The 19317-nt window shown below is 67.5% G+C and carries 15 protein-coding genes; 5 read left to right on the top strand and 10 right to left on the bottom strand.

Annotation, left to right across the window (positions count from 1 at the left end):
- Nucleotides 1–44 precede the first annotated feature (44 nt).
- The 5 genes from ACFYZL_RS36840 to dndB form a co-directional block, all read right to left on the bottom strand.
- Nucleotides 45–1787 carry a DUF262 domain-containing protein gene (locus ACFYZL_RS36840; protein WP_388685219.1) on the bottom strand — a complete coding sequence of 581 codons (1743 nt, stop codon included), beginning with the start codon at nucleotides 1785–1787 and terminating at the stop codon, nucleotides 45–47.
- Nucleotides 1788–1915: 128 nt separating this feature from the next.
- On the bottom strand, nucleotides 1916–2296 hold the full coding sequence (dndE, locus tag ACFYZL_RS36835) for a DNA sulfur modification protein DndE (RefSeq protein WP_360631595.1): 381 nt from the start codon (nucleotides 2294–2296) through the stop codon (nucleotides 1916–1918).
- Complete coding sequence (gene dndD / locus ACFYZL_RS36830) at nucleotides 2286–4316, bottom strand: DNA sulfur modification protein DndD (RefSeq protein ID WP_388685217.1); 2031 nt, start codon at nucleotides 4314–4316, stop codon at nucleotides 2286–2288. The genes dndE and dndD overlap by 11 nt, the downstream gene beginning before the upstream one ends.
- Complete coding sequence (gene dndC / locus ACFYZL_RS36825; protein WP_388685214.1) at nucleotides 4303–5907, bottom strand: DNA phosphorothioation system sulfurtransferase DndC; 1605 nt, start codon at nucleotides 5905–5907, stop codon at nucleotides 4303–4305. The genes dndD and dndC overlap by 14 nt, the downstream gene beginning before the upstream one ends.
- Entirely contained in the window at nucleotides 5904–7043 is a 1140-nt protein-coding gene (gene dndB / locus ACFYZL_RS36820; protein ID WP_388685211.1) for a DNA sulfur modification protein DndB, read from the bottom strand. Before dndB ends, dndC begins: the two co-directional genes overlap by 4 nt.
- A 249-nt stretch (nucleotides 7044–7292) precedes the next feature.
- Between dndB and dndA the strand changes: the two genes are divergently transcribed.
- Nucleotides 7293–8447, top strand: a complete 1155-nt coding sequence (gene dndA / locus ACFYZL_RS36815) for a cysteine desulfurase DndA (RefSeq protein ID WP_388685209.1) — start codon at nucleotides 7293–7295, stop codon at nucleotides 8445–8447.
- A gap of 13 nt (nucleotides 8448–8460) precedes the next feature.
- Here dndA and ACFYZL_RS36810 read toward each other — a convergent pair whose 3' ends face one another.
- The 3 genes from ACFYZL_RS36810 to ACFYZL_RS36800 form a co-directional block, all read right to left on the bottom strand.
- Entirely contained in the window at nucleotides 8461–9897 is a 1437-nt protein-coding gene (locus ACFYZL_RS36810) for a DNA phosphorothioation-associated putative methyltransferase (RefSeq protein WP_388685207.1), read from the bottom strand.
- Between the two features lie 1028 nt (nucleotides 9898–10925).
- The gene (locus ACFYZL_RS36805; protein WP_384753216.1) at nucleotides 10926–12497 is read right to left on the bottom strand and encodes a M4 family metallopeptidase; all 1572 of its coding nucleotides are present in this window, start codon (nucleotides 12495–12497) and stop codon (nucleotides 10926–10928) included.
- Nucleotides 12498–12709: 212 nt separating this feature from the next.
- Nucleotides 12710–13750, bottom strand: coding sequence for a M4 family metallopeptidase (locus ACFYZL_RS36800; RefSeq protein WP_388685205.1), 1041 nt, complete (start codon nucleotides 13748–13750; stop codon nucleotides 12710–12712).
- Nucleotides 13751–13990: 240 nt separating this feature from the next.
- Here ACFYZL_RS36800 and ACFYZL_RS36795 point away from each other — a divergent pair, with 240 nt between their 5' ends.
- From ACFYZL_RS36795 to ACFYZL_RS36780, 4 genes are read left to right on the top strand one after another with little or no spacing between them, the layout of a single operon-like run.
- Nucleotides 13991–14620, top strand: a complete 630-nt coding sequence (locus ACFYZL_RS36795) for an RNA polymerase sigma factor (RefSeq protein ID WP_384753219.1) — start codon at nucleotides 13991–13993, stop codon at nucleotides 14618–14620.
- Nucleotides 14617–15477, top strand: coding sequence for a hypothetical protein (locus tag ACFYZL_RS36790; RefSeq protein ID WP_388685203.1), 861 nt, complete (start codon nucleotides 14617–14619; stop codon nucleotides 15475–15477). The genes ACFYZL_RS36795 and ACFYZL_RS36790 overlap by 4 nt, the downstream gene beginning before the upstream one ends.
- Nucleotides 15478–15492: 15 nt before the next feature.
- Nucleotides 15493–16020: a hypothetical protein gene (locus ACFYZL_RS36785; RefSeq protein ID WP_388685201.1), complete on the top strand. Its 528-nt coding sequence runs from the start codon at nucleotides 15493–15495 to the stop codon at nucleotides 16018–16020.
- Nucleotides 16021–16064: 44 nt separating this feature from the next.
- Complete coding sequence (locus tag ACFYZL_RS36780; protein ID WP_388685198.1) at nucleotides 16065–18212, top strand: bifunctional polysaccharide deacetylase/glycosyltransferase family 2 protein; 2148 nt, start codon at nucleotides 16065–16067, stop codon at nucleotides 18210–18212.
- Here the strand turns inward: ACFYZL_RS36780 and ACFYZL_RS36775 are convergent.
- Both ACFYZL_RS36775 and ACFYZL_RS36770 read right to left on the bottom strand, forming a co-directional pair.
- Nucleotides 18209–18712 (bottom strand): DUF5956 family protein, encoded by a 504-nt coding sequence (locus tag ACFYZL_RS36775; RefSeq protein ID WP_384753179.1) that lies wholly within the window; start codon nucleotides 18710–18712, stop codon nucleotides 18209–18211. The two genes, ACFYZL_RS36780 and ACFYZL_RS36775, sit on opposite strands and share 4 nt — an antisense overlap.
- 9 nt (nucleotides 18713–18721) lie before the next feature.
- The gene (locus ACFYZL_RS36770) at nucleotides 18722–19312 is read right to left on the bottom strand and encodes an HD domain-containing protein (protein WP_384753182.1); all 591 of its coding nucleotides are present in this window, start codon (nucleotides 19310–19312) and stop codon (nucleotides 18722–18724) included.
- Nucleotides 19313–19317 lie beyond the last annotated feature (5 nt).

The following is a 19317-nucleotide window of genomic DNA, read 5'->3' as shown; positions in this document are numbered from 1 at the left end:
CGTTTCAGTCGGTCGAGGAAAGAATTCTTCTTGCCTACCGTAGTTCAGCGCGGCCAGGTCTTAACCGCGAGTCCGGCAAGGACAGTCTGCCGGAGCCGGATACTGTCCGGGGTCCACTCCCTCTTCTCGCTGATCTTTCTGGTCAGCTCGAAGCCCGAGACCTTGAAGAACTCGACTTTTTCGTCAAATGACTTGTTCCCGATCTTGGAGTTCACTCCAGTCTGCAGGAGCACCATGTTGCCAATGCGGTAGACCCAGCTGGCGGCGTCCTGCTTGTCCCCGCTCTTCGTGATGAAGTCCTCCCAGTCGGCTTCCTTGGCGTTCTGCGGGAACACGTGCTCCAGGTTGACCTGGCTCGGGTTGCTGTTGGGGACGAACTCCGGCTGGGACTCCTTTCGCCTTGTCGCCTCCAGGGCGCTCAGGTAGTACCGGGCAAGCTTGGAATCGCTTCTTCCGACGGTGGCGAGCGCGAACTGCTCCCTGAAGTCGGTGTCGGAGGGGATGAGGTCCTCGACGCGCAGTCGGACCTGCGCGGTGGTGGTGACCTCGCCCTTTCGGATGGCGACCGCGAGCTGAGAGTACTGGTCCTCGAAGCGGCCGCGGTTCATCATGCTCATAATCATGCCGCGCACTGACCAGTTCACCATGGCCCGGAGGAGCTTCTCGAGCTCGTGGGAGTGGAAGTGCTCGACTGCCGCCAGCAGGAGGATCTTGTTGGGAACCAGGTCGAACATGGCGAGCGTGTCGAGGGCGGGACGGTAACCGTTGCCGCTGCACGTGGTCGCCCAGAAGTCGCTATCCGGGTTGGAGAGCGCGGTGTAGGCGTGTGCGGCTGACAGGAGGTTCTCCGAGAAGTGCAGAGCCTCCTGTCGGTGGGTCACCTCCTTGCGCATCTCCGCGTAGAGATCGCGCTCGGTAATCTTTCCGACCTTCGAGCTCCAGTAGTGGCGTAGGAACTTAGTGAACTTTGCATCGGCGGCCCCGAGTTGGAGCATCCCGAGTGACTGGTGCCAGTTGTTCCGCACCGCGTTGAGGTTCTGCTGCTCGCTGGCGGCTCCGAAGAGGTGGTTCTTCAGGAGGTCTGCGGTGGTCAGGTCGGCGCCTCGGTTGTTGAGAGTCTCGAAGATCACGTAGGCGTCTGCCTCAGTCGGGGTCTCGACCACGGCGAGCTGCGCCCGGTGCTGGATGTAGCTCACCCATTTCTCGAGGACGTTGGCCGCGTCCATCCCATGCAGGCTGCGGAACTGCGAAATCTTATCCCGGAAGAACCGGTACGCCTTGACGATGTCGGAGTCGGTCCTCGCGGGTTTCCCCGGGAGGGTGGCCTCGGTGGTGATCCCGAGGAAGTCGGGGTTGTCGCTCTCGTTGAGCTTGAGGTGCGACTCCGCGTACCTGTCGTTCCATGCCTTGCTGGCCAGGAAGGTGCGGCTGATGCCCACAGCCTGGGAGTCGTCCGCCTTGAGCAGGTTCCCCTCCAGGGCTCGCAGCTCGTCGCGGATGGCAGCGATCAGGAGGGACGAGGTGACCAGCCGCTGCTGGCCGTCGATGATCCGCTTCCGAGTCCCGTCACCGTCCTGGGTGATCACGATCGTGCCAAAGAAGTACTCCTCCTTCGCTCCGCCATTGATCGCCCGGCTCAGGTCGGTCCAGTAGTCGAGGACCTCTTGCTCCACCTTCCAGCAGTACGAGCGCTGGAACTGGGGAACGATCAAACGATTGTTCCGCAGGACCTCACCGATGCCGACAAGGTAGAGCTGAAGCGACGTGCTGCCGTGTCCCGATGCCATACAGGGCAGCTTATGCGTCACTGAGTGAAGTGGATCTGAGCTTTCTGATGATTCGTCGCCACCGGATGGGGGCAGGGAAGGGCCGACCCGCGCAGGCGAATCGGCCCTGACAGGGCGATCATGACAATTCAGACGGTTGTCACGGCCCCGATCAGCCCTTCGATCGCCGTCATCTCCTTGTGCGCCCCCAAGTATCCGATCCCTCGCGCCAGATGGATCGTGAGCATCTTAGAAACGTTCTCGTCCGTCGGCTCCAGTCCGTCGGCCACGCAGCGCTGCTTGAGCAGGCCGAGGTAGAGGTCGCCGTGGGGTCCGGCGAAGGTCTTCCAGGACATCTCGACGTTGGAGTCGGTGATGACCTCACGGACCAGGGGGGTAGAGGCATCTGCCAGGGAGAGCGCCAGGGCCCAGCGGCACAGGACGTTCCACTGGGTGATGCCGGTGGTGCGCTTCAGACGGCTCAGGCGGTCCTTACTTGCGGTGGCGAGGCGGATGTTCTCAAGCGACATTGCTGGCTCCTACGTTCCACCAGTAACCCTCGACGATGCTGGTGGTGAAGGTGGTGTCGTCGTGGACCAGGGTGTAGGTGTGGGCGACGGACTTCTTGAGGCGGCCAAGCAGGTACTCGTCGATCTCCTCATCGGTGGAGAGGAGGAGGACTTGGCCGCTGGCGTATGGGAAGTATCGGTCCACCAAATGCTCACGGTGGCGGCTGTCGAGCCGGCCGAGCGGCGTGTCGATGACGCTGGGCAGGTGGTTGCCGGCGACCTTCATCAAGCCCCAGAGGAGGGAGATAGCGAGTAGCTGGCGCTCGCCCGCGCTGAGACGACCGGGGTCGATCAACTCTCCATCGGTGTCAGCCAGGGTGAGCGTGAACTTGTCGGTATCGATGCGGAGGTCGTTCACCAGGCCCTGCTTGCGCATGAGGGTCTGGAAGCTCGTGAGCATTGCTACCTCGAGGCGGCTGATGTGCCGCTTGAGAAGGGCATCGCCGAACTGTTCCAGTGTCTTCCGGGCCTTCTCCGAGTACTTGATGATCCGCTCGACCTCTTCGGCCTTCACCTTGGTGCGGACGAACTCTTCGTGGGCACGCTGCAGGGAGGCGGAGACGTATTCGAGGCGGCGCTTCAACTCGTCGACGTTGTTGAGGCTGTTCTCGTGCTCCCGTTCCAGCCGTGCGACTTCTTGGAGTTGGTTTTCACGCTCCTTCTGAACGGCCTCGACCTTACTCTTGGCCGGTACACCCGCCAGCTGTCGCTCCAGCTGCACACGCTCTTCGGCGGCTTCCGCAGCCTGCTGGAGGAGCTCGGCAGCTCGTGCCTTGTCGCGACTGAGTGCCTCGTCGAGTGCCGACAGCTGGGGGAGCGTGTCCGGGGAGAGGCCGAGATCTACCTTGAGGCCGGCGGACTTGGCGCGCTTGGTGCGGTCAGCCTCCAGCTTCTCCATTACGGCGGCCTTCGCCTCGACAGGGAGCATGTCCAGTAGCCACTGGTCACGCTCTTCTAGGACCCCCAGTACCTGGTGGGACTCGGCTGCCGTCCGCTCACGACCAGCCTGCTTGCGCAGCTCCGTGAGGTGGCTTCCCATCATGAGGAGCGGAAGCGGGCCTGCAGCCAACTGGATGAGAGAGCTGCGGATTTCGGCGAGGTGAGCGGAAACCTGCGCGAATTCGCGCTCGATCTCGACGCGACGCTCGAAGAGGTTTCCGCCCTCCTGCTTGTAGGCAGCCTCCAGCGTTTCGAGAGTGCGCCGAGCTTTGACGAGCTCGCTGTTGCGCTGAGCGGCCCGCTGTTCTGCGTTCTCCAGAGCGGCGTCGGCCGCCTGCCGTTCCTGCTCCTCCGCGTGGATCTGGTCCATCAGGTGCTGCTCTTCGTCCGACAGCTTCTGCCGGCGCTGGAGTGCGAGCAGGTCCGTACGGAGCTGCTGGACGGTGCTGACACCGAGCAGCGAATGAATGGCCGATTCAATGACCGATGCCGCGCGCTCGGGGTCGGCGAGCGATTCGATCTTCTCTCCGTCGAAGAACGACAGTGAGGCGACTTCGAGGGGGAGGAGGCTCTCGATGTGATCGGCCCACTCCTGGCTGAGAACCCGGCTGTACTTCAGCTCAGGCTCGACGCGTCGCCCCAGCTTCGCCCTGGAGCCGTACTCCTCATCGACGAACGCGCTCACGAATTCCTTGAGCGTCGTCTTGCCGCTGGTGTGCCAGCTGCGGACCACCTTGTAGTAGTGCTCCGTGCCGTCCACCGTGACCGTGAACTCCAGGATGATCTGCGCACCCCGGGTCGGGTCGGCCTGCCGGTTGATGCTCTCGCGGAGGTACGTCTCGTACGACTTGCTGCCTCGACCGCTGCAACGCGCTCGTGGCCCGTACAGCGCCAGCTGGATGGCGTCGAGGAGGGTCGTCTTACCGCAGCCATTGAGGCCGCCGATAAGGACGATTGGCTTGTTTTTCTTGGTGGTCAGATCCAGCGACTGGGTGCCGCGGTAAGCCCCGAACTCTTCGAGAGTGATCTTACGCAGGAGCATCGATATTGATTTCTTCGTCCAGGGTCAGGTGGGTTTGCGATCCCTCACGCCACTCGTTCTTGTTCTTGCGCTGCGCGAAGTCGATGGCGTCGGCGCTGTCCTCGTAATAACCCTTCTTTACGGCGGTCTCCAGGGCTTGGAAGAGGCCAGCGCGTCGGGACATTGTCCGGTATTTGCGCTCGACAGAGAGCAGCTCGCGGACCATGTCGTAGTGCAGGTCGTCGTCCCCGCAGAGCTCCTTCAGGAGCTCCATCTCGTCCGCGCCCATGACGAGCTGCTCGTCCAGAGGTCCGCCCGGGAACTCCTCGCCTGTGGACTCCTTGTAGATACGGGGGAGGGAGTCCTCGACCTCGTGCTTGTCGAAGACCCAGAGACGGCGGATCTCGTGCAGCTCGTCGAGGGTGATCAGTTCGATGTCCTTGACGTGCTCAGGCGCGTTGGCGCGGATCCACGTCTGGGCGTCCAGCAGGTCCTTGAGCCAGTCCTGCCGGAACTTCTGCAGGTACGGGCCGTGGATCGGGACCTCTTCGCCGTCCGTCCGGCGCGTGTAGACCATGACCTTGCCGTTCATGCGGCGGAAGTCTCGGGCCGGCTGGTCAGGGCGGGGGTACGGGAGCTTTCGGCCGGCGGGGAGTCCTTCCTCGCCCTCTTCGAAGTAGCCGAATGGGGCGTCGAGCTTGTCGCGGAGGTCCAGGAGCGGCCTCATCCACTCCTTCTCCTCGTCGTTCTGGATCATCGCCGACATCGACTTGTCCTGCTCGACGAGTGTGCAAGTCCAGCACCCGAAGCGGCTCGAGCCGCAGGAGGGAGTGGTCGAGTCAACCACGAGCGGACACTCACCATCGCCGGAGGCGCCCTGGTACATAGTGAGGAGATCCTGATTGTTGTAGCCCCACGGGTTGGGCTTCTGCATCAGGTACTCCCAGACGTCGTCGTTGGTCCAGTCTTCGACTGGGCTGTAGACGAGGGAGTTGGGAAGGTTTGCATTAGGTGAGAGACGATCACGGACGCGCCGCTTCTCGTGCTTCTCCATGGCGCGGGCGCGTGCCTGGCTCTCGGTCTTACGGATACCGAGCACCATGATCGCCTCGCCATGTGCGGCCACGACGTTCCGGATGAAGGAGTTGGAGGGCTTGATCTTGAGGCGCTCGGTGCACCAGCGGAACTTGGGGCGCGGCGCCGGGTAGCCCCGACCGATCAGGTTGACCCAGAAAGTGTCCTTGATCTCCGGCGTTAGGCGATGAGGCTCGATGGGGAGGCCTTGCTCGGCGGCGGCTTTCTCCATCCTCTGCAAGGAGGTCGTCACCCACGCCGCGACGACGGGGTTCTCGACGAGGGTGTCGGTGCTGATGACGTGGACCGTCTTGGTGCGCTGCTCCGCCGGCAGAGCGGCGATGGCGTTCCATACGAGCTGAAGGACTGCCGTGGAGTCCTTGCCGCCGCTGTATCCGATGACCCAGGGCACCTGGTCGGCTGTGTAGAGCTCACGCACCTCGTCTGAGAGCTTGGCAATGACCTCTTCGAGGGGTTGCCCGTCGAACGGCTTCCGCCGGACAGGCGTGATGCCGAGTTGCAGAGGGATGGTGCTCACGCTTCGCCTCGCAGGTATGCGTTCTCTACCCGCTGCTCTTCGGCGCTGAGACCGAGGCGCAGGTGATTGCGCAGGTAGGTGACTGTAAGAGTTACATTTTGGTGGCTTTTAGAAACACGGCCGCCGACGATGGCACGGCCCTCCCAGTCTGTATTCGACCGAGTCCAGTCGACCTTTTCCAGAGGGGAGAGTTTCCGTTTCCACTTACTAGGCGCTGTGGATTCCCGAAGTAGGGAATTTCCGATGCGGCCGAGAGCGTGCAATGCAATTCCGTGACTATGGATGAAGTCGCGCCGCATCTCGGGTGCCGAGAGCTCTCGCTTGCGAACCATCCCCCACTCGGGAAGTGTCGTGTCGATGTGCTCCCAGTACTCCTGCGCCAGTTCGGCTGCGGCGCCTGCCTCGATCTCCAGGCCCTGGAGGAGGGACTGGGTGCCGTAGTAGAGAGCACTCAAGGTGAACATCATCCGAGAGCGGGCTGAGAGGGTGCTCTTCTCCATCTCGACGTAGCCCTTGAAGACTTTGCACTGGCCGGCCAGTGTGCGCGCGACCTGGGCTTCGCTGTCCCGATGGTCGTAGAGGACGCCGATGGACCGGGCCGGACGTACCGCGTGCCGGTTAAGGTCCGCGAACATCTGCTGTGAGCGGGCGAGCCCCGCATCATGGAAAAAGACGACCGCAATCGTCTCGTTGCCGATGTCCGGGTTCTCCTTGAGGGCGTGCTCGATGGCCGCGCGCCGGTGCTGGCCGTCGTTGATCAGGAAGCGGGAGTCCATGGGGATGCGCAGCTGCCCGGTACGGAACGCGTTGCCGTCGGAGCCGAGATGGTCGAACTCCACGTCGCCGTCGACGGATGCAGTCAAAGCACTGAAGACATAATCACCTGGATTGTCCAGAATGTACTTCGTGAGCGCCGGAAGCCGTCCCTTGTTGAGAATCCGCTGGGCGCGTAGCTCCGGCGAGAGCTCATCTTCGTCGAAGATAAAGATCTTTGGGATGAGGCGCAGGGGGCACATCGAGACGTAGTACTCGCGCCCTGCCTGGATGCCGCGGATGGCAGGAAACGTGTACTCGAACCCCGTTGAGGTGCGCGGAGCCACGACTCTGGTCGCTGGTGTCGCTGCTTTGATCTCCACCCGGCAACCTTAGCGTACGTCATCTGGTTAACGTACGAAGCTTGCCGAAGTTACGTCACCTTCACGTACGTAAGACGGCGCCGGCATGTCAGGGGGTACGCCCGGCTCAAGCGAAGAGTGCCCCTGCCCGGGAAGTTGTACGTCGATGTCTGCGTTGACAACTCTGAGGCGCCGCGCTGTGCGTCAGCCGAGCATGCGTGTACGTTAACGGCTTGACGTACTGGTAACGGGATGATTGCTCTGAGATGGGTGAGCGCTGTGGTGGCGTATCTGGATGTGGCGGCGACGACCCGTGTGGAGCCGCGGGTGGCTAACGTGGTGCTCCACTGGATGACCGACGACTTCGGTAACGCCGGCAGTCGCACCCATGAGTACGGAGCCCGGGCAAAGAAAGCGGTCCAGGAGGCCAGGGCGTACCTTGCCAGCACAGTCGGTGTGAGGACCGAAGAGGTCATCTTCACCAGTGGAGCAACGGAGTCCAACAACATCGCGCTGCTCGGTATGGCTCCGTACGGTGAGAAGCACGACCGGAAGCACATCATCACCTCCGCCATCGAGCACAAGGCGGTCATCGAGCCCCTGCTGCATCTGCAGGAGAAGCAGGGGTTCGAGGTCGATTTCCTGGAGCCCGGCCCCTCGGGGCGGATCTCCACGGCGGCCGTGCTGGAGAAACTGAGGCCGGACACCCTGCTCGTCTCACTAATGCACGTGAACAATGAGACGGGCGTCATCCAGCCCGTGGCCGAGCTGGCGGAGAAGCTCCAGAAGACCCCGACTTATCTCCACGTCGATGCCGCGCAGGGGTACGCGAAGGTTCCCGAGGACCTGAAGGCGCCCATCGATTTGATCAGCATCAGCGGCCACAAGATCGGTGCACCCAAGGGGATCGGCGCCCTGGTGATCCGGCGTCGTGGCTGGGACAAGGTGCCGTTGGAACCGATCATGTTCGGCGGCGGGCAGGAACGAAAGCTGCGCCCCGGGACGCTCCCAGTGCCGCTGATCATGGGGCTGTACGAAGCAGCCAAGGTCTTCCAGGAGAACTGGTCGCGTTGGGAGCGGGACGCGAAGGAGATGCGGGAGCGGCTGCTCGCCGCGCTCGGAAAGACCCGCTTTCAGATCAACGGCGATGCCGGCCATGCGGTCCCGCACATCCTCAATGTGACCTTCGACGGGCTCAACGCCGAGGCCCTGATCGTACGGATCAAGGACCAGGTGGCGGTGGCGACCGGTTCCGCATGCACCAGTGCCTCCTACACGCCGAGCCACGTGCTGACCGCAATGGGCCTCCCGGAGGAGGTGGCCACCAATGGCCTCCGTTTCTCGTGGTTCCCCGGGCAGGTCTCGGACTTCGACCCGGACGGTCTGGCGGAGACGATCGCGTACATGCAACCGGATGCCCCCTGACGGCTTGAACTGCTCAATTTTCGGGGCGCCGGACCAGCCGGTGTCCCCGAAGCATGCGACCGCACTTGATCAGCTCGGTCTCCCAGCCATTCTCGGTGCCGATCAGGTGAGGATTCTCGTAGAGGCCGGCGCGTAGCTCGGACTCGGTCAGACGGCGGTAACGCGGCACGTCCGGGTCGTCGGGCGCCAGGAATTCGTGCTTGCGGTGGAGCAGAGGACGGTTGGCGGAGTTCGCGTAGGACATATGCGAGGTCTCGAGGGTCTTGAGATCTACGAGGTACGAGGTCGTGATCCGCGGGTGTGGGTCCTTGTCGAATTCCGGGTAGTCGAGCCAGCTGATGGCTCGCCCCTGGTGCTTCAGCTTGGCGATGGCCCATTCCTGAGGGCGGCCGGCTGCGACGGAGGCGCAATGCTCGTACAGGCGCAGGACTGTCGGCATCCGGTCGATCGCCCGGCGGTGTACGTACAGCGCAGTCGGGGTGATCTTGCCGACACTGGATGCGTTCATGGCGCCCCGGATATAGGTGTCGTCCCTGAGCTTGAGGAGCAGACGGTCGGAGCGCTGGCAGGCTTCCTTGTACGAGGTGAAGAACGAACGGACGTCGAGCTGGACGCCGACGGGGAGGCTGCTAAACGGACCTCGGCCGTTGAAGAGCTCTACGGCGAGGAATAGCAGAGTGTTCAGCGTCGTGCGCTTGGCGCCCTCGGAGACCTTCTCGGCGTCGGCGGAGTCGCGTATGAGGCGCTTGAGTTCGCCGGGTTTCAGGTGGGCGAGCTGTTCGGCCATCGACCGGGGCATCTCGTCGACACGGGGCGGGCGGCCACGCCGTTCGACGTAGTCGACCAGCGAGGCGATAGCGGAAGTGGTATCGGCTGAAGCGAGCCACTCGGCGTCGGGGACAATGCGGTGTGCGAGGTAGCCCAGTCGGGCTGAGTCGTCCTTAAAGGCGTACACGATGCCGGGGGTCGCTGATATGCAGCGTGTTCCTGTGATCTCCTCAACGTAGATCCGGAGCTCGTCCGGGCTGAAGAGGTGCTGGAACGTCTGCCGGCTGGTGAGGAGGCCGTCGCCGTACTCTTGGCCGCGGACTTTGGACCGCTCCCAGGTGAGGCGAGCCGAGACGATGAGTACGGAGTTGGCGAGCCTCCATGCCTCCTTGAGCGTCTGCCGACGCTCGACGGGGTCCTCGATGATGTTCAGGACGTAGGTGAGGAGGACGACGTCGGAGGGGGCCACCGGCGCGCTCGAGCTGTAATAGGGGTCCCAGCCGGTGATCTTGTAATCGAGGCGCTGGAGGGACCCGACGTCGCCTCCTCGGCCGCAGCCGTAATCAAGGATCGTGCGGTCCGCGTTGAACTGGCGGTCGGCCAGAGCCTGGCGCGCCGGTACGGAGAGGCTGGAGCGACCGATCGCGGTGCGGCGGCGGTCGCTGTTCCATGACTTCTGCATGTCGGCCTCGTCAGTCGAGGAAAGGTGCGGGTCGCAGTATAGGCAAGGCGATGGTACGGGCGAAGAGGTTTCCGGAAGCTGAGGTTTCCAGCGCGTCCCTCATTGCAACCGGTGAACTTGCCTGACTAGCAGGCATGGGAGGCCCAGTCGCCGTCCGAGCAGCTGGACGTGACTATCTCGGCAGCGGCGACGCTGCGCACCCTCGGCTCGGCTGCTGGCGCGAACAGCATCGCTGCTCTCACCGCTGTCGTCGGCGCCACCTGGCACCAGGGTCAGTAGAATCGGGCGCTCTGGGCTCTTGCCGTGGTAGCCGTCGTGGCCGTCCTTGCTTCGGACGTCTTGGCACCCCGCCGCCGTATGGCCACTGGGTGAGACGTGTACTGCTGACCCCAGAATGAGTAATCGCCCCGGCAGCGTGAATCCGCTGCGGCGATCCCTGGGGCGCGCGGCATCTGCCTGACAGTGCGGACCGCTCAGTGCTGGTATGCGGGCATAGTTTGATGCGTGAGCGCTGCGTGAGCGGACGGGGTAGCACTAGGGTGAACTCGGCATCATGGTGATCACGGTCTGCCGTCTCTGACCAGGGGCTGGATTCTGGGGCACCGCTCAACGCCACCGGGGATGATCCTGCGGGGCCTCGTAATGCGTAGGTGTGGACACCCTCGCCATCTGGGTGGATCGCGAGGGATCACGAGCGTGGCGACGGCGGTGGCTGGGAGCCAGCGGGGAGCCGGTCTGCTCCCCGAGGCCTCTTGAGGCTGCCCCAGACCGTCTGAGGCCAAGACGCTGACCAGGGGAAACGTCGTTCGGGCTGGTGGGGATCTTGGGTGGACCTCGTTCGGGACGAAGAGGTCGTGGGTTCAAATCCCGCCACCCCGACAGAGTAAGACCAGGTCAGGGGCCTGATCCGCGAAAGCGGATCAGGCCCCTGATTGGCGTTTCCGGTCTTGATCGACGACCCCGTGCCCGGAGGGGCGGGAGGCGCCTGCGGGCACGGGGTCGTCGTGGATCGAGTGTGGGTCAGGGCGTCACTTGACGTTGACGGCCTTCCAGGCCGCCGCCACCTGCTGGTATTCGGTGCCGGTCGTGCCGTAGAGGTCGGCCGTCGCCTGGAGGGTCGCCGTGCGGGCACCCGCGTAGTTGGTGGTCGACGTCATGTAGGTCGACAGCGCCTTGTACCAGATCTTGTAGGCCTTGGTCCGCCCGATGCCGGTGACGGTGGAGCCGTCGTAGGTCGGGGAGTTGTAGGACACGCCGTTGATCGTCTTCGCGCCGCTGCCCTCGGACAGCAGGTAGAAGAAGTGGTTGGCGACGCCCGAGGAGTTGTGGACGTCGAGCCGGCCGACGGTCTTCGACCAGTAGTCGGCGGAGGCGCCGTCCTTGCTCGGCTTGTCCATGTAGCGCAGCGGGGTGCCGTTGCCGCGGATGTCGATCTTCTCGCCGATGAGGTAGTCGCCGATGTCGCTGGGGTTGTTCGCGAAGAACTCCACCGAGGTGCCGAAGATGTCGCTGGTGGCCTCGTTGAGGCCGCCGGACTCGCGGCTGTAGTTCAGCTTGGCGGTGGCGGCGGTCAGGCCGTGGCTCATCTCGTGGCCGGCGACGTCCAGCGAGGTCAGCGGCTTGGAGTTGCCCGCGCCGTCGCCGTAGGTCATGCAGAAGCAGCTGTCGTCCCAGAAGGCGTTGACGTACGCGTTGCCGTAGTGGACGCGGGAGTACGCGGCCTTGCCGTCGCCCGCGATGCCGTTGCGGCCGAGTTCCGACTTGTAGAAGTCCCAGGTCACGGCGGCGCCGTACTGGGCGTCGACGGCGGCGGTCTGGCGGTTGGACGGCGTGCCGTCGCCCCACTTGTCGTCGGCGTCCGTGAAGAGGCTGCCGGTGCCGGAGGTGCCGCCGTTCAGGTCGTACGTCTTGTGGCCGCCGCGGCCCGCGTCGGCCAGGTCGTACGACGAGCCGTTCTGGGTGGTGCCGATGGTCACGGTGCCGGAGTAGGCACTGGTGCCGGTGCCGGTGTCGATGGCCTCGTACGCCCAGAGCTCGGCGCCCGTGGCGGCGTCGGTGATGACGTGGCGCTCGCTCGGCGTGCCGTCGGGCTGGGTGCCGGTGATCACGGCCTCGTAGGCGAAGACGGGGGTGCCGGTCGCGGCCCAGACCACCTGGCGGGCGCCGGCAGGCGCGGCCTTCAGGGAGCGGGCGGCGGCGGGGGCTATTCGGGCCTCGGTGCTCTTGGTGGTCTTGCGGCTGCCGTCCTTCTTCTGGTGGACGACCAGGTCGCCGCCGAGGACGGGCAGGCCGGCGTAGGTGCGCTCGTAGCGGGTGTGGACCGTGCCGTCCGCGTCCTTGACCACGTCGCGGGCGACGAGGCGCTCCTCGTCGGAGAGGCCGATGGCGCGCGCGGTGCCGGCCGCTTCGGCCTGCGCGGCGGAGATCGCCTGGGCGCGGGCGGAGGCCGTCTGCGTGAGGGCGGTGGCTCCGGCCTCGCGCTCGGCGGCGGCGTTGGCGGGACCGCTCTGGACGGCGAGGGCGACCATCGCCGCGGACCCGACGAGGGCGGCGGTGCGCAGCACGCGGGTCCGGTTCTTGGAGGTGGGGGTAGAGGACATGTGGTGGGTCACTCGTTCTCCTTCGTTGCCGTGGGGGCGGCTGCGACATTGCCAGGAAAGAACGAGGGATTGACAGGTATGCAACAAGAATTTGACCTGTTGTTGTCCGGAGAGAGGACTCCGATGTCCGCTGGGCGGTCGAAAACGGAACATTCCGCTTGACCCCGGGGCCAGTTGGGCCCCGGGGCCGAGCGAGCGGGGACGAGCGACCGTCAGACGCCGGGGATCTGGCGGGCCTTGAACGCCGCACGGACCGAATCCGCCGCGCCCTTGCCGTACATGCGCTCGGCGGTGGCGACCGTCTTCAGGGCCGCGTCGGTGAAGCTCGTGTCCGGCGCGAAGCCGAACTGGGCGTTCACGATGATCCGGTCGGCGGTCCGGGCACCGAGGGCGCCCCGGATGTCGAAGAGCGCGCGCGACCAGATCTCGCCGTCCGCGTGGACCTCGCCCACCCGGTCCGCGTAGACCTTGGAGCCGTCGATCCGGCGCAGGCAGTGCGGGGCGTCGCTGTACGGGACCGAGTCCCAGTCGGCGACGCACGCCAGGTCCGTCTTGCGGGGCCAGCCGTAGCGGGCGTCGGCGTGGGCGCCGACCTCGACGGCCAGGTAGTCGCCGAAGGCCTCGCCGATCGCGCCGGCCTCCGGGGAGCTGCCGAAGCCGGGGACCTGGGCCTCGTGGACGGCGTGCCCGTACTCGTGGACGATCACCTCGGCGTCCTCGGCGTCGTCGACCCCGCCCTTGCCGAAGCGGATCTCGTCCTTCTTGTCCGTGAAGAAGGAGTTGTCCGCTCCGTACTGGTTGATACGGACCGGCTGTGCGCGGTCGTTGGCCCCGGGAAGCTCCGAGCCGAAGCCCAGCCCCTGGAGGTACTCCTGCGCCTCGTTGACCCAGAAGTAGGCCATGACCTGCTCGAACTGGTCGTCGCGGCGGTTGTACGAGGCCGCGTCCGCGACCTTCGCCGAGGCGCCGGTATCCGACCTGACGCGGGCCCACTTGCCGGAGAGCCCGCCGCTCGCGTCGAGGTTCCGCAGGGCGGTGGTGACGTAAGCGGAATCGGGCACGGCGGTCGCGGAGTCCTTGGCGTCGGCGAGCGTCTGGTCGCCGGAGGACTGGACCGGGTTGACCATGAAGACGCGGCCCTGGGGGAGGGATGCGCCCTGGACGGACGCGGACGCCGAGGCGGGAGCCGCCAGGGCGAGCGCCACAGTGGCGGTGGCCGCGGCGATCAGGCCGCTGGGTATACGGCGAGACATGAACATCCTCCTGTTGAGGGCGTGATGTGCCGGAAGAACGTGCGTGGCGTGGTGCGGACGTGATCCTTGCTCAGGCAGGCGGGATTTGGCCAGGGCCCGGCACCGTGCTTCCTCGCACGAACATCAGGTGATATCCGGCCCTTCGGATGAACTGCCGGATTCATGTGACGCATCATGTCCCGCGTGCACAGTGCGGAGGAGTTCGGCGGAGCCGACAACGAGGCAGGACGCCCGGGAGACATGTCCCAGGAGGTCACAGCGGCCCAACAGGGGGACGAGGCGGCCTTCCGGACGCTCTTTCGGCAGGTGCAGCCGGGGCTGCTGCGCTATCTGACCGTGCTGGTCGGGGAGGAGGCCGAGGACGCCGCCTCCGAGACCTGGCTGCAGGTCGCCCGTGACCTGGGGACGTTCCACGGGGACTTCGACGGGTTCCGCGGCTGGGTGACCGCGATAGCCCGCAACCGGGCGCTCGACCTGCTGCGCCGGCGCCGCCGCCGTCCGACGGCCGATCTGCCGGTCGAGTACCTGCTGGACCGGCGCGCCCCCGAGGACACGGAGTCGAGCGCGCTGGCCACGGTCGCCACCGACGACGCGCTCGCGCTCATAGCCCGACTGCCCCGCGACCAGGGCGAGGCCGTGCTGCTGCGCGTGGTCATGGACCTGGACGCCGCGAGCGCGGCGCGCGTACTGGGCAAGCGCGCGGGTGCGGTGCGGACGGCCGCGCACCGAGGTCTGCGCAAGCTGGCCGACCTCGTGGAACAGCGGAAACAGCGGGAAGCGGAATCGGGCGGCGCTCAGCAGCCGCTCGAAGGCAGTTTCGCCCCAGGAGTGACACCGACGACGTCTCCGACGCTGAAGGATGCGAGATGAGCACCAACCGATCCCGCCGGATCGACCGCGACACGGCCGAGCGACTGCTCGCCGGCGCCGGGGCCGGCGCCGCACCCGGTCACAACGCCCTCGCAGAACTGCTCGCCGCCGTATCCGCTCCCGCCACGTCCGTTCCCGCGGGCGGCGGTGAACTGCCCGGCGAGCAGGCCGCCATGGCGGCGTTCCGCTCTGCCCGTCTCACCCCGATTTCATCCCATGTGCCGAGTTCCGTCGGCCCCCGGAAGCGGAGGATGCGCACCCCCGCGATACTCGTGGGCGCCGTGGCTGCGGTCACCCTCGGCGGTGTCGCCGTCGCCGCCGGAACGGGCCATCTGCCCGCAGCCCTGGGCGGCAAGCCCGTGAGCAGCGCCCCCGCTCCGACCACCTCCAAGCCCGTCCCCAAGCACGCGGAGCCGACCGCGGGGACGCTCGCCGGCCCGGTGGAGGACCTGCCCGCCGATCTCGCCGAGCTCTGCCGTGCCTACGCGGCGGACAGCGCGCCCGGTATCCGGAAGCCCGCCGAACTGCTGGCCGAGCGCCGGTTCGCCCCGCTGGTCGCCGCGGCCGGAGGACCCGCCGCCGTCCCGGGCTACTGCGCGCCGGTCCTGGGCGGCGGGCAGGAAGAGACGCCCGTCGAATCCCCGGGCCCGCGGCCCACGGACGCGAAGCGGGGTGCCTCCCCGAAGCCCGAGAAGAGCGACAAGGGCGGGAAGGGCGGCAAGCCGGAGGCGACCAAGCGGCCCGAGGAGCCGGCACCGACCCACACCACCGACCCCCGCCCGGGCGGCAAACCGGACGCCGACCCGACGCAGACCCAGCCCCGCGACGACGCCCCGACCGACCGCTCCCTCCCGTAGAGGCAGACCCCACCGATGCGACCACAGCCGGGCTACACGGACTACGACACGCTGGAGCTCCCGCGGATCACCGTGAGCCCTCCGAACGCGGCGGAGCCGCCTGAGCCGAGCCCCGTCTTCGTGGACTCCTCGGGCCGCCGCCAGCGCCGGGTCCGTCGGCTGGGGTGGCTGCTCGTCGTGCCCGCGGTCGCGTACGTGGTCCTCGTACTCAGCTCGCTGTTCGGCGGGCCGACGCTCCGGTCGCCGTTCCTGCCCGCCCCCCGCGTCGCGGACGCCGCGCCGAGCAGGCCGCCGGCCGCCGAGCCGGGCCCGTCCGCCTCCGCGGCGCCGCGCCGTACGGCCGGCCCCGCCTCCCCGGTCCCCGCGGCGGCGGTCTCCGCGGCCCCCGCCAAGCCCGCGGCCGGGAACGGAACCGGGACGGGCCCCACCGCCAGACCCACCACGGCCGCGACCGGGGCCGCCCCGAGCACCGGCCCGAACGGCCACGGAAAGCCGACGGCCCCACCCGGCCAGGGCGGCGGCAAACCCACCGCCAAGCCGTAACCCCCCACCGGATCCCCCCCCCCAGCCAGGAAGCACCCCCTCTCGTGTCGAACAACCGGCGCCGCCGCCTCCCCCGCGGGCGGCACAGCACCGTGCGCAACGTCCCCCTGCGCACCCACTGGCTGCTGCTGACCGCGCTCGTCGTCACCCTCTCGGCGGCGCTGCTGCTCCAGGGCTACGCCCGGCACATGTTCGACGGCACCCCCGACGGGGCGGCGCCCGCGACCGGTTCGTCGGCGTCCGTGCCGGAGCAGGTCCGCTCCGGCGGCCCGGTCGTCGAGGGCGCCGCCGGGCGGGTGGCCGGTCCCGGGCCCCGCACGATCGCCCTGACCTTCGACGACGGCCCCGACCCCGTCTGGACCCCGAAGGTCCTCGACGTCCTGCGCCGCAACCAGGTGCACGCGACCTTCTTCACCGTCGGCACCCAGGTGGCCGCCCATCCGGAGCTGGCCCGCCGGATCGTCGAGGACGGCCACCAGATCGGCGTCCACACCTTCACCCACACCGACCTCGGCGCGGCCTCCGCCTGGCGCCGCTCGCTGGAGCTGCGCGAGAGCCAGCTCGCCGTCGCCGGGGCCGCCGGCGTCACCACCCCCCTGCTGCGGCCGCCGTACTCCTCGACCAACGAGGCGCTGAGCGACGCCGACTGGGACACCGTGGTCCAGGCCGGGCAGGAGGGCTACCTCACCGTCCTCAGCACGCAGGACAGCGAGGACTGGCGCCGCCCGGGCATCGCGCGGATCATCGCCAACTCCACCCCCAAGGGCACGGACGGCCAGGTCCTCCTGATGCACGACGCGGGCGGCGACCGCTCGCAGACCGTCGCGGCCCTGGAGCAGCTCCTGCCCGACCTCAAGAAGGCCGGCTTCCGCTTCACCACCGTCAGCGACGCGGTCGGCCTGCCCTCCCCCGTGAAGCCCGCCTCCACCGCCGACGAGTGGCAGGGCCTGGCCCTCGTCAACGCGCTGCGGGCCAGCGACGGGCTGCTCGACCTGCTCGGTTGGCTGTTGTGGGCGGCCGGCGCCATCAGCGTGCTGCGGGCGGTCGCGGTGTTCGTCGCCGCGCGCCGGCACGTCCGTATGCGCCGCAGGCCGTGGGGCAGGCCGGTCACGGAGCCGGTCAGCGTCATCGTCCCCGCCTACAACGAGAGCGCCGGGATCGAGGCGGCCGTCCGCTCGCTGCTCGCCCAGGACCACCAGGTGGAGGTCATCGTCGTGGACGACGGCTCCACCGACGGCACCGCCGACATCGTCGAGGCGCTGAACCTGCGGGGCGTACGGGTCATCCGCCAACAGAACGCCGGCAAGCCCGCCGCGCTCAACACCGGCATAGCCGAGGCTTCCTGCAACCTGGTCGTCATGGTGGACGGCGACACCGTCTTCGAGCCGGACGCCGTCCGCATGATCGTCCAGCCCTTCGCCAACCGCCGGGTCGGGGCCGTCTCCGGCAACGCGAAGGTGGTCAACCGCGGCGGTCTGCTCGGGCGCTGGCAGCACATCGAGTACGTCGTCGGCTTCAACCTCGACCGGCGCCTCTTCGACCTCGCCGAATGCATGCCCACCGTGCCCGGCGCGGTCGGCGCGTTCCGCCGCGAGGCCCTGCTGCGCGTCGGCGGGCTCAGCGACATCACCCTCGCCGAGGACACCGACCTCACCATGGCGCTGTGCCGGGACGGCTGGCGGGTGGTGTACGAGGAGCGGGCCATCGCCTGGACCGAGGCTCCCGCCACGCTCGGCGCCCTGTGGAAGCAGCGCTACCGCTGGTGCTACGGCACCCTGCAGGCCATGTGGAAGCACCGCGGCGCCCTCACCCAGCGCGGCCAGGCCGGGAAGCTGGGCCGGCGCGGCCTGCTCTACCTGCTGATGTTCCAGGTGCTGCTGCCGCTACTGGCGCCCGTCGTGGACGTCTTCGCCGTCTTCGGCCTGGTCTTCCTCGACCCGGTCCGCATCATCGGCCTGTGGTGCGCCTTCCTGGTGCTCCAGACCTTGATGGCCCTGTACGCCTTCCGCCTCGACGGAGAACGGCCCGGCCCGCTGTGGAGCCTGCCGCTCCAGCAGTTCGTCTACCGCCAGCTGATGTACCTGGTCGTCATCCAGTCGGTGTTCACCGCGATCGCGGGATCACGTCTGCACTGGCAGCGGATGGAGCGCTACGGGAGCCTCCAGGTCCCGGCGAACCAGTCCGCTCCCTAGGCGAGGGCTTCCAGTTCCGCCCGTACCAGGGTCATGAACTCCGGCGAGGCGGTCCGGGCGTCCACTCCGCGTTCGGCGGCCAGCTCGTCGAGCCGGCCGAGGAGTTCGCCGAGGGTGCCGAAGGGGCCGACCGGGCGCAGCAGCCAGAGCCGGCCGCCGGGCCGGGGCGGCAGGCCGAGGGCGGCCACGGCCGCGTCGGTCTCGGCGTCGAGTTCGTGCAGGTCGGCCTCGGGGAGCGGGGCGGCCTCGACGCCGGTGATGTGGCCGTGGCCGTCCAGCGAGGTCTCCACCGCCCAGTGCGTGGACCGGTCGGGGATCCAGGTCCGGGCGGCCGGGGGCCACACGTACGGGAGGAACACCCAGCGCAGTTCCTCCGGCGCGGGCTCCCAGCCGAGCACCTCCAGCTCCCGCATCTCGGGGAGCCGGTCCGGGTCCAGTTCGCTGCGGCCGGTGCGGCGCAGTGCGAGCGGGTGCGGCGTTCCGTCCTCGTCCCACGACATGCGGGCACGCTATCCGACGCGGTCCATCGGGTTGGCCATGATGCGCCCCGCCGCGCCGCCCGCGACGTACGCGGCCGCCGCGCAGGCGGGCTTGCGGACGGCCTGGTCCTCGACGAGGGCGAGGAAGGACGCGCCGAAGCCGAGGCGTGGACGGTCCTTCAGGAGCGCCTCGGTGAAGGCGGGTTCGAACTCGGCGAGGCGCAGGCCGGAGACGTCGGCGCTGGTGCCGACCTGGAGGAGGTGGCTCTCGACGTCCTCGGCGGCGGTCACGTCGTCCCGCATGTGCAGGACGATCACCTCTTCGGCGCGGGCGCGCCGGGCCGGCGGCCAGCCGAGCCCCGCCGTCAGGACGCGGGCAACGTGCCCGCCGGCCTCCTCGAAGGGCAGGGTGTGGCTGTCGAAGGGCGCGGTCAGGCCCATGTCGTGGAGCAGGGCGCTGACGTAGAGGAGTTCCGCGTCGTGGGCGAGGCCGTGGCGCCGCGCGTACTCGGCGCCGAAGGCGTAGGAGCGGACCGAGTGGTTCAGGAGGGCCGCGTCGGTGTACTCGGCGGCGATCTCGTAGGCGGCGCGGGCCGCTTCGGTGTCGAGGGTCCAGGTCATGGGGC

Source organism: Streptomyces sp. NPDC001717 (assembly GCF_042892775.1).
Lineage (GTDB): Bacteria > Actinomycetota > Actinomycetes > Streptomycetales > Streptomycetaceae > Streptomyces.
The sequence above is the reverse complement of the archived record's forward strand: the minus strand, read 5'-3'. Positions and strand labels throughout refer to the sequence as shown.

What these genes read in the sequence shown, in the direction of transcription:
- ACFYZL_RS36795 (WP_384753219.1), top strand. Translation starts at nt 13,991, where the DNA reads ATGTCCCAGGAGGTCACAGCGGCCCAACAGGGGGACGAGGCGGCCTTC.
- ACFYZL_RS36770 (WP_384753182.1), bottom strand. Translation starts at nt 19,312, where the DNA reads ATGACCTGGACCCTCGACACCGAAGCGGCCCGCGCCGCCTACGAGATC.
- ACFYZL_RS36790 (WP_388685203.1), top strand. Translation starts at nt 14,617, where the DNA reads ATGAGCACCAACCGATCCCGCCGGATCGACCGCGACACGGCCGAGCGA.
- ACFYZL_RS36775 (WP_384753179.1), bottom strand. Translation starts at nt 18,712, where the DNA reads ATGTCGTGGGACGAGGACGGAACGCCGCACCCGCTCGCACTGCGCCGC.
- ACFYZL_RS36785 (WP_388685201.1), top strand. Translation starts at nt 15,493, where the DNA reads ATGCGACCACAGCCGGGCTACACGGACTACGACACGCTGGAGCTCCCG.
- ACFYZL_RS36800 (WP_388685205.1), bottom strand. Translation starts at nt 13,750, where the DNA reads ATGTCTCGCCGTATACCCAGCGGCCTGATCGCCGCGGCCACCGCCACT.
- dndD (WP_388685217.1), bottom strand. Translation starts at nt 4,316, where the DNA reads ATGCTCCTGCGTAAGATCACTCTCGAAGAGTTCGGGGCTTACCGCGGC.
- ACFYZL_RS36805 (WP_384753216.1), bottom strand. Translation starts at nt 12,497, where the DNA reads ATGTCCTCTACCCCCACCTCCAAGAACCGGACCCGCGTGCTGCGCACC.
- dndE (WP_360631595.1), bottom strand. Translation starts at nt 2,296, where the DNA reads ATGTCGCTTGAGAACATCCGCCTCGCCACCGCAAGTAAGGACCGCCTG.
- ACFYZL_RS36840 (WP_388685219.1), bottom strand. Translation starts at nt 1,787, where the DNA reads ATGGCATCGGGACACGGCAGCACGTCGCTTCAGCTCTACCTTGTCGGC.
- ACFYZL_RS36810 (WP_388685207.1), bottom strand. Translation starts at nt 9,897, where the DNA reads ATGCAGAAGTCATGGAACAGCGACCGCCGCCGCACCGCGATCGGTCGC.